The organism is Pseudomonas putida, assembly GCF_028682175.1.
GTDB classification, from domain to species: Bacteria; Pseudomonadota; Gammaproteobacteria; order Pseudomonadales; family Pseudomonadaceae; genus Aquipseudomonas; species Aquipseudomonas putida_AD.
This window is the reverse complement of record NZ_JANHKS010000007.1, coordinates 159,228-167,436: the sequence shown is the minus strand read 5'-3', so window position 1 is coordinate 167,436 and position 8,209 is coordinate 159,228. Positions and strand designations below refer to the sequence as shown.

Genomic DNA, 8,209 nt, shown 5'->3' with positions numbered 1-8,209 from the left:
GGCTCGCGTTTATCAGAACAGATCGATCGGTGCCGATTCATCCGCTGGCAGCGGGCTGCCCGGTGCAGGGCTGCCGTTGAGTTCGTTCACGCTTGGTGGTGTGTCTTCGCTCTTGAACAGCTCGAAGAACGCACCTGCCGTGCTTGGCGTGGCGGAGCGGCCGCTGACCGGGTCGATTCGCAGGCTGAGGATGCCGTCAGGCTCGGCCTGCACGTGCGGCGGCTTGTCCTTGAGCGCGGCGCTCATGTAGTTCATCCAGATCGGCAGCGCGACGGTGCCGCCGAACTCGTGGCGGCCCAGGCTTTCGGGCTGGTCGAAGCCGGTCCAGACCGTGGTCACGTAGTCGCCGTTGTAGCCGGAGAACCAGGCGTCTTTCGAATCGTTGGTGGTACCGGTCTTGCCTGCGATGTCCGGGCGGTTCATCGCCAGCGCACGGCGGCCTGTGCCGCGTTTGATGACGTCCTGCAGCATGCTGTTGAGGATGTAGGTGGTACGCCCGTCAACGATGCGCTCGGCCACGGCTGGCGCGGGTGGCGCGCCATTGGTGTCCAGGGCGTTCGGTGCCGCATTGGTGGTCAGTGCTGGCGTTTCCGGCGCGGCGTAGGTCGAGGCGTCGCTCACGGCGGCTTCGTTGACCAGCTTGGGGTTCGGGTCGTTGGCCGGCACGGTTGGCGGGTTGGCGACGAACAGCGTCTTGCCCTCGCGGTCCTCGATCTTGTCGATCAGGTACGGGGTGATCTTGTAACCGCCGTTGGCAAAGGTGCTCCAGCCGCTGACGATTTCCATCGGCGTCAGGGTTGCGGTACCCAGGGCCAGCGACAGGTTCGGCGGCAGGTCCGCCTTGTTGAAGCCGAAACGGGTGATGTAGTTGATCGCCGTGTTGACCCCAAGGCTCTGCAGCAGGCGGATCGACACCAGGTTACGCGACTTGTACAGCGCTTCACGCAGGCGAATCGGGCCCAGGAAGGTGCCGGTGTCGTTCTTCGGGCGCCAGACCTTGTCGATGGCTTCGTCGACGAACACGATCGGTGCATCGTTCACCAGGCTGGCTGCGGTGTAGCCGTTGTCCAGCGCGGCAGAGTAGAGGAACGGCTTGAAGCTCGAGCCCGGCTGGCGTTTGGCCTGCATGGCGCGGTTGTAGTTGCTCTGCTCGAAGGCAAAGCCACCGACCAGCGCACGAATCGCGCCGTTGTGCGGATCCAGCGACACCAGGGCACTCTGCGCCTGGGGAATCTGGCTGAACTTGAGCGAATTGTCATGCTGGCGCTGCACCCGCACCAGGTCACCGACATGGGCGACATCGGCAGGCTGCTTCGGATTGGCGCCGACGCTGTTGGTGTTCAGGAAGGGCTTGGCCCACTTCATGCTGTCCCAGGCAACGGCTTCTTCTTTCTCGCCGTTGCGGGTCAGGACGTGGATGCCGTTCTTGTCGACCTGGGTCACGATGGCCGGCTCAAGGCCGCTGATCGGACGCTGCTTGGTCAGCTCCTGCGTCCATCCGTCGCGGGTCAGGCCCGGGAAACGGCTTTCAGGGCCGCGATAGCCGTGGCGCTGGTCGTATTCGATCAGGCCATCCTGCACGGCCTTGTTGGCATCTTCCTGGCGATCGCTCGGAACGGTGGTGGTGACGCGGAACCCTTCTGTGTAGGCTTCGCTGCCGTAGCGGCCGACCATCTCGGCGCGGGCCATTTCGGCGATGTACGGCGCGTTCACTTCAGGGCTCTGAACGTGATAGCTGGCGTTGATCGGTTCAGCCAGGGCGGTCTGGTAGGTGTTCTGGTCGATCTTGCCCAGTTTGAACATGCGCCCCAGAATCCAGTCGCGGCGCTCTTTGGCGCGCACCGGGTTGGCCAGTGGGTTGAATCGTGACGGTGCCTTCGGCAGACCGGCTATCATGGCCATCTGGGCAACACTGAGGTCACGGATCGATTTTCCGTAATAAACCTGTGCTGCAGCCTCGATACCATAGGCCCTGTTGCCCAGGTAGATCTTGTTGACGTAGAGCTCGAGAATCTCGTCCTTGGTAAGTTGGCGCTCGATTTGCAAGGCGAGAAGAATCTCGGTGGTCTTGCGTGAGAAGCTGCGCTCGCTGGTCAGGAAGTAGTTCTTGGCCACCTGCATGGTGATGGTCGAGCCGCCGGACTGGATGTGACCGCTCTTGACCAACTGGCTGGCGGCGCGCATAAGGCTGCTCGGGTCGACGCCGTAGTGATTGGCGAAGTTGTCGTCTTCGGCCGACAGCAGGGCGCTGATGAAATTGGGCGGAATTTCGGCGAAACGGATTGGAGAACGGCGCATTTCGCCGAACTCGGCAATGAGTTTGCCGTCGCTGCTGAACACTCGCAGCGGGATCTGCAGCTGGATGTTGCGCAGCGCATCGACCGAAGGCAGATTCGGCGACAGATAGAGAAAGGCGCCGCTCAGACCGAGCAGCAGCCCGCAGACGATAGCGACAATGGACCACCAGAAAAACTTCAGCAGGCGTATCAAGGCTTTTGGATTTCCAGAAAAAAGAATGGGTTAAGCGCAGGCATCAACAAATGAACACGCCTTGAAGCTTTGCTACACGAAAAAAACGCTGGGCATTATAAGCATTTTTCGTCGCCGAGCGTTATTTGCGCTACTGTCAAGGCTGCCGACAGTGGTGTTGGACAAAAAAATATCCGTAAGTGACGGAAACGCATAGGGAATCGGTTGTGTTCGAACTCTTCAGTAAGAAGGCCAATACCCTTCTAGGGATCGATATTAGCTCCACCTCGGTAAAACTCCTTGAACTGAGTCGTTCCGGTACCCGCTATAAGGTCGAGTCATACGCGGTCGAGCCACTGCCTGCCAACGCGGTGGTCGAGAAGAACATTGCCGAGCTCGAAGGGGTCGGCAATGCTTTGACGCGCGTGCTGGTAAAAGCCAAGAGCAACGTCAAGATAGCGGCGGTGGCGGTGGCTGGATCAGCGGTCATTACCAAGACCATCGAGATGGACGCCGGGCTTTCCGATGACGAGATGGAAAACCAGCTCAAGATCGAGGCTGACCAGTACATTCCCTATCCGCTGGAAGAAGTCGCCATCGATTTCGAGGTCCAGGGCTATTCGGCGCGCAACCCCGAGCGCGTCGAAGTGCTGCTGGCTGCCTGTCGCAAGGAAAACGTCGAGGTTCGCGAGGCCGCGCTGGCGCTGGCCGGCCTGACGCCGCGCGTGGTCGATGTCGAAGCCTACGCGCTGGAGCGTTCATTCGGCCTGCTGTCGGCCCAGTTGGGGCAGGATCACGAGCAACTGACGGTGGCGGTGATCGACATCGGCGCCACCATGACCACCCTCAGCGTGCTGCACAACGGCCGCATCATCTACACCCGCGAGCAACTGTTCGGCGGGCGCCAGCTCACCGAAGAGATCCAGCGCCGCTACGGCCTGTCCCAGGGCGAAGCCGGGCTTGCGAAAAAGCAGGGCGGGCTGCCCGACGACTACACCCTGGAAGTGCTGCAGCCGTTCAAGGACGCCGTGGTCCAGCAGGTGTCGCGCTCATTGCAGTTCTTCTTTGCGGCCGGCCAGTACAACCGCGTCGACTACATCATGCTGGCGGGCGGTACGGCTTCGATCGCTGGGCTCGACCGCCTGATCCAGGAGCGTCTGGGCACGCCTGCCATGGTCGCCAACCCGTTCGCCGACATGGCCCTGAGCGCCAAGGTCAACGCCGGTGCGCTGGCCAGTGACGCCCCGGCGTTGATGATCGCGTGCGGTCTGGCGTTGAGGAGCTTCGACTAATGGCACGGATCAACTTACTCCCCTGGCGCGAGCAGCAGCGCGAGGAGCGCAAGAAGCGCTTCCTGATTTCCCTGGCTGGCGTGCTGGTTGCCGGCATTGGTGCCATTTTTCTGGCTGATCAATATTTGAGCAGTGCCATCGATCACCAGAACGCCCGCAACCAGTTCATCAAGACCGAGATCGTCCAGCTCGACGCGCGCATCAAGGAGATCAGCGAACTGAAGGCGCGGCGCAAGCAATTGCTCGAGCGGATGAAGATCATCCAGGATCTGCAGGGCAACCGGCCGATCATCGGACGCATCTTCGATCAGCTCGCCCGCACCCTGCCGGACGGTGTGTATTTCAACGAAGTGAAAATGACCGACCAGTTGATCAGCATTTCCGGTGCCGCAGAGTCCAACAACCGGGTTTCTGACCTGTTGCGCAACCTGGATGCTTCCGACTGGATGGAGGCACCGAGCCTGACCGAGGTCAAGGCCAACAGCGCCGTGGGTTCGGCCGACCAGTCCAACTCGTTCCAGTTGACCGTGCGTCAGACGCAACCACCTGTCGATCCAGCAGACGCCAAAGGTGCCAAGCCATGAATGTGAATGAATGGCTCGAAAGCCTGCGCAAGATCGATATCAACGACCTGGACCTCAACAACTTGGGCTCGTGGCCATCGGCGGTGAAAACCATCGCTGGTGTCCTGTTGCTGGTGCTGGTGCTGGCCGGTGGTTACTTTTTCCACATCCAGGACCTGCAAACCCAACTGGATCAGGCCCGTAACGACGAGACGAGCCTGCGCGAGCAGTTCTCCAACAAGGCCTATCAGGCCGCCAACCTGCCGGCCTACAAGGCCCAGATGGTGGAGATGGAAAACACCTTCGGCGCGCTGCTGCGGCAATTGCCTGGCGATACCGAGGTGCCCGGCCTGCTGGAGGACATCACCCGCACCGGCCTTGGCAGCGGCCTTGAATTCGAAGAGATCAAGCTGTTGCCCGAGGCGGCGCAGCAGTTCTACATCGAACTGCCTATCCAGATCACCGTGACCGGCACCTACCACGACCTGGCGACCTTCGTCAGCGGCGTGGCCAGCCTGCCGCGCATAGTGACTCTGCACGATTTCGAAATCAAACCGGTGGACGCCAAGTCCCCTGGAAAACTGCGCATGAGCATTCTCGCCAAGACCTATCGCTACAACGACAAGGGACTTCAGAACACAGACAACAAAGGACAGGCGAAATGAGGGCCGTGCATTGGTTGTGCATGGGCGTCACGCTGATGGCGCTGGCAGGTTGCGACGGTTCCGGCGAGTTCGATGACCTCAAGCAGTTCATGGCCCAGGTGCGGGCGCGTCCGGTCGGCAATATCGAGCCGATGCCCAAGTTTCGCCCGTACGAGGCATTCACCTATGCTGCGGCGAGCTTGCGCAGCCCGTTCCAGCCGCCGATCAAGGTCGACCTGGTGAACCGCCAGAAGGGTTCGCGCCTGGTCCAGCCGGATCCGACGCGGGTCAAGCAGTTCCTTGAAGGCTTCAATATCGACGGCTTCGAGATGGTCGGCACCCTGAGCAACGAAACGGGCACCTTCGCCCTGTTGCGTGGGGCCGGCGGCGTGCATCGGGTCAAGGTGGGCGACTACCTGGGGCGCAACGACGGGCGAATCGTCGGCATCAGCGATTCGGCGGTGCAGGTGATTGAAATCGTGCCGGATGGAGAGGGGGCGTGGCTTGAGCGACCGCGTAGCATTTCCCTGAAAGAACGCTCATGAAGACGACAAGCAAGCGATACACCTTCGGATCTGCACAGTGGTGGAATGTGAACATGACTAGGATTCTTTCGATTATCGGCGTGTCGCTAGGGATGGCGATGCTTTCACCGATTCTCCAGGCGGCCAACCTCAAGACGCTCGATGTCGCCGCATTGCCGGGGGATCGGGTCGAATTGAAACTGTCCTTCGACGGTCCGGTGGCGGCCCCGCGCGGCTATACCACCGAGCAACCGGCGCGCATTGCGCTGGACCTGCCGGGCGTTACCAGCCAGTTGCAGACCAAGAGCCGCGACCTGGGCTCGGGCAACGCCCACAGCGTGGTGGTGGTCGAGGCCAAGGATCGCACCCGTGTCATCATCAACCTCACCACCCTCGCGCCGTACAGTTCGCGGGTCGATGGCAACAACCTGTTCGTGGTCGTCGGCCAGGGCGCAGCGGCTGCACAGGGCTCGCAACCCAGCACTGCCCAGGGCGCGCCGCGCGTGAGCACGCCGCCGTCGGCTCAATCCCAGGTCCAGGCCCAGGCCCAGGCCAAACCCGCCCCGCGGTCCTACGCCCCGGGTCCGCGCTCGGTCAGGAACGTCGACTTCCAGCGCGGCGAGCTGGGTGAAGGCAACGTGGTCATCGAATTGAGCGACCCGAGCATTGCCCCGGACATCCAGGAGCAGGGCGGCAAGATCCGCGTCGATTTCGCTCGCACCCAGCTGCCCGACCCACTGCGCGTGCGGCTGGACGTCAAGGATTTCGCGACCCCGGTGCAATACGTCAATTCCAGCGTGACCGGCGACAAGACCAGCATTTCCATCGAGCCGTCCGGCGCCTTCGATTACTCGGCGTACCAGACCGACAACAAGCTGACCATCAGCGTCCGTCCGTTGACCAACGAAGACCTCGAGCGTCGCAACGCGGAAAAACTGGTGTACACCGGCGAGAAGCTGTCGCTGAACTTCCAGGACATCGACGTGCGCTCGGTGCTGCAACTGATCGCCGACTTCACCAACCTCAACCTGGTGGCCAGTGACACCGTTCAGGGCGGCATCACCTTGCGCCTGCAGAACGTGCCGTGGGATCAGGCACTGGACCTGGTGCTCAAGACCAAGGGCTTGGACAAACGCAAGGTCGGCAACGTACTGCTGGTGGCGCCGGCTGACGAAATCGCCGCCCGCGAGCGTCAGGAACTGGAGTCGCTCAAGCAGATCTCGGAGCTTGCTCCATTGCGTCGCGAGCTGTTGCAGGTCAACTACGCCAAGGCTGCCGACATCGCCAAGCTGTTCCAGTCGGTGACCAGTAACGAGGCGAAGACCGACGAACGCGGCTCTATCACCGTCGATGAGCGGACCAACAACATCATTGCCTACCAGACCCAGGATCGCCTGGACGAACTGCGTCGCATCGTTTCCCAACTGGACATCCCGGTACGCCAGGTGATGATCGAGGCGCGCATCGTCGAGGCCAACGTCGATTACGACAAGTCCCTGGGTGTGCGTTGGGGCGGTTCCAGCAGCAAAGGCAACTTCACCACGGGTGGCAGCGGCACGGTGACCGGTGCAGGCAATACCAACGGCCCGTTCGTGGACCTGGGCGTCAGCGACCCGACATCCTCCATCGGCCTGGGTTTCCTGACCAACAACACGATCCTGGACCTTGAGCTCAGCGCCATGGAGAAGACCGGTAACGGCGAAGTGGTTTCCCAGCCCAAGGTCGTCACCTCGGACAAGGAAACCGCGAAAATCCTGAAAGGTACGGAAGTGCCGTATCAGGAAGCCAGTTCCAGCGGTGCGACGTCGGTATCCTTCAAAGAGGCTTCGCTGTCGCTCGAAGTGACGCCGCAGATCACCCCGGACAACCGGATCATCATGGAGGTCAAGGTCACCAAGGATGAGCCTGACTACGTGAATACCGTGCTGGGCGTGCCGCCGATCAAGAAGAACGAGGTCAACGCCAAGGTGCTGGTTTCCGACGGCGAAACCGTCGTGATCGGTGGCGTGTTCTCCAATACGCAGAATAAAGTCGTCGACAAGGTGCCATTTTTGGGCGATGTGCCGTATGTTGGCCGCCTTTTCCGTCGAGATGTGGTCACTCAAAGCAAATCCGAGCTTCTGGTGTTCCTCACTCCGCGTATCATGAACAACCAGGCGATTGCTGTGAGTCGTTGATTCTGTGCGAAATTTAATACTTGTGGGACCGATGGGCGCTGGCAAAAGCACCATCGGTCGCTTGCTGGCCAAAGAGCTTCGACTGCCCTTCAAGGATTCTGACAAGGAAATCGAGCTGCGTACGGGTGCCAATATCCCGTGGATCTTCGACAAGGAAGGTGAGGCGGGCTTTCGGGATCGCGAACAAGCCATGATTGAAGAGCTCTGCGCGTTTGATGGCGTGGTGCTGGCAACCGGTGGCGGCGCGGTCATGCGCGAAGAAAACCGCCGGGCGCTGCATGCCGGCGGGCGCGTGGTGTATCTGCATGCTTCGGTGGAACAGCAAGTGGGGCGCACGTCCCGTGATCGCAATCGGCCATTGTTGCGTACCGCAGACCCGGCCCGGGTGTTGCGCGACCTGCTGGCCATACGCGATCCGCTGTACCGGGAAATCGCCGACGTCATCATCGAGACCGACGAGCGGCCGCCCCGGATGGTCGTTCTTGACATCCTCGCGCTGTTGGCCGAGCTTCCTCCCCGTTAAAGCACAGGCGGAAATGC

At 61.2% G+C, this 8,209-nt stretch carries 7 protein-coding genes; 6 read left to right on the top strand and 1 reads right to left on the bottom strand.

Features of this window, described 5'->3' with window-relative positions:
* Window positions 1–12: 12 nt before the first annotated feature.
* Complete coding sequence (locus NPS29_RS07905) at window positions 13–2,487, bottom strand: penicillin-binding protein 1A (protein WP_425312463.1); 2,475 nt, start codon at window positions 2,485–2,487, stop codon at window positions 13–15.
* 209 nt (window positions 2,488–2,696) lie between these two features.
* On the opposite strand from NPS29_RS07905, the gene NPS29_RS07900 reads away from it, so the two are divergent.
* The 6 genes from NPS29_RS07900 to aroK are packed head-to-tail and all read left to right on the top strand — an operon-like array spanning window position 2,697 to window position 8,192.
* Window positions 2,697–3,761, top strand: coding sequence for a pilus assembly protein PilM (locus tag NPS29_RS07900; protein WP_274131813.1), 1,065 nt, complete (start codon window positions 2,697–2,699; stop codon window positions 3,759–3,761).
* On the top strand, window positions 3,761–4,345 hold the full coding sequence (locus tag NPS29_RS07895; protein ID WP_274131812.1) for a PilN domain-containing protein: 585 nt from the start codon (window positions 3,761–3,763) through the stop codon (window positions 4,343–4,345). The genes NPS29_RS07900 and NPS29_RS07895 overlap by 1 nt, the downstream gene beginning before the upstream one ends.
* Window positions 4,342–4,989, top strand: a complete 648-nt coding sequence (gene pilO, locus NPS29_RS07890) for a type 4a pilus biogenesis protein PilO (RefSeq protein WP_274131811.1) — start codon at window positions 4,342–4,344, stop codon at window positions 4,987–4,989. The genes NPS29_RS07895 and pilO overlap by 4 nt, the downstream gene beginning before the upstream one ends.
* Window positions 4,986–5,513: a type 4a pilus biogenesis lipoprotein PilP gene (gene pilP / locus NPS29_RS07885; protein ID WP_274131808.1), complete on the top strand. Its 528-nt coding sequence runs from the start codon at window positions 4,986–4,988 to the stop codon at window positions 5,511–5,513. Before pilO ends, pilP begins: the two co-directional genes overlap by 4 nt.
* Window positions 5,514–5,566: 53 nt before the next feature.
* Window positions 5,567–7,669 (top strand): type IV pilus secretin PilQ, encoded by a 2,103-nt coding sequence (gene pilQ / locus NPS29_RS07880; protein ID WP_274131806.1) that lies wholly within the window; start codon window positions 5,567–5,569, stop codon window positions 7,667–7,669.
* A 4-nt stretch (window positions 7,670–7,673) separates the two neighbouring features.
* On the top strand, window positions 7,674–8,192 hold the full coding sequence (gene aroK, locus NPS29_RS07875; RefSeq protein ID WP_274131804.1) for a shikimate kinase AroK: 519 nt from the start codon (window positions 7,674–7,676) through the stop codon (window positions 8,190–8,192).
* The last annotated feature ends 17 nt before the right edge of the window (window positions 8,193–8,209 follow it).

Bases quoted from the DNA above. Each gene is read 5' to 3' on its own strand.
- pilO (WP_274131811.1), top strand. From the start codon at position 4,342: ATGAATGTGAATGAATGGCTCGAAAGCCTGCGCAAGATCGATATCAAC.
- pilP (WP_274131808.1), top strand. From the start codon at position 4,986: ATGAGGGCCGTGCATTGGTTGTGCATGGGCGTCACGCTGATGGCGCTG.
- pilQ (WP_274131806.1), top strand. From the start codon at position 5,567: ATGACTAGGATTCTTTCGATTATCGGCGTGTCGCTAGGGATGGCGATG.
- NPS29_RS07895 (WP_274131812.1), top strand. From the start codon at position 3,761: ATGGCACGGATCAACTTACTCCCCTGGCGCGAGCAGCAGCGCGAGGAG.